The organism is Zunongwangia atlantica 22II14-10F7, assembly GCF_002094855.1.
In the GTDB taxonomy this organism is placed as follows: Bacteria; Bacteroidota; Bacteroidia; order Flavobacteriales; family Flavobacteriaceae; genus Zunongwangia; species Zunongwangia atlantica.
This window is the reverse complement of the sequence record NZ_ARYN01000067.1, coordinates 1-995: the sequence shown is the minus strand read 5'-3', so window position 1 is coordinate 995 and position 995 is coordinate 1. Positions and strand designations below refer to the sequence as shown.

Sequence of the window (995 nt, the reverse complement as noted above, 5' to 3'; positions counted from 1 at the left end):
TTTCGGAACATATTCCCGATAGATTTGAAGTTGTTATGAAATTTCACCAGGTCTTTATAGATGGCAATATGATCATCGCTCATTCGCTCATTGATGGGTAGATCCATGGCTGATTTTCGACAAAATTCACTAAGGCTAAGTCCCGATCTTTTAGCCTTAATGTTCAGTAGTTTTTTCTGGTACAGCGTACACCTGAATTTGATTAAGGAGGTCATCCCCTTAAACCTCTCTTTTTTTTCATTGCGACCATGGGGAGCAATCAAGATTGTGTCCACAGACACACATCTTGAATTAGGATCTATATTAGAATTTTCCGTTTGATGGGAACCCGTGTCCCCATCATTGGAAATCCTCGTTTTCCCCTCCCTTTTTTTTAGCTTTTCAAAGCTTAAGGAATAGGAGGATTTCTTTTCTTTTTCAAAGGGTATTTTCTCGTTGAACATGGCATAGTTTTTCGTTAAAATCTTTATATGGATAAAAGCGATATCTCAGGTCTATGGCCTGAGCAAAATGTTCTAGTAAATACGAAGTCATACGATCTCCCGCAGGGTCATTATCCAGGAATAATAAAATCGAGTCAGGATAAGCATCGAAGTGTTTTATGATTTCCTGAATAAAGGATAGGGAGTTGAGTATGATATGATCATGGGTAAAGAATAGCTCAGGATCCAATAGCGCTAAAGACAGGTAATCAAATAATCCTTCGGTAATGATCAGCCCATTTCCATCTTGTTGGAAATAGCTATACGATTTCGGAGAACTTGAAGCCTTATAAAAAGCATTCCGGAGCTCATAACCTCCCCGTCTATTTTGTAGACCAATCGCATAATACCGTTTTCCATATAATTCAAAATGAACCTCACTGGTCATCTCAATAATCAGTTCTCTGGGGATCCCTCGTTTTTTAGCGTAATGAAGTAATTGTAAATTTGAGAGTTCCTGAACAAAAAGTACTTTAATCCCTTCTTTTTTCTTTTTAGAAATCTGCTTATGAA

At 37.5% G+C, this 995-nt stretch carries 2 protein-coding genes; both read right to left on the bottom strand.

The features are described from left to right. The coding region (locus tag IIF7_RS20945) for a plasmid mobilization protein (RefSeq protein ID WP_176219026.1) at positions 1-443 on the bottom strand (443 nt) is incomplete at its 3' end. Beyond that, on the bottom strand, positions 418-995 hold a 578-nt coding region (locus IIF7_RS20590), incomplete at its 5' end, for a toprim domain-containing protein (protein ID WP_139801394.1). The genes IIF7_RS20945 and IIF7_RS20590, both read right to left, overlap by 26 nt.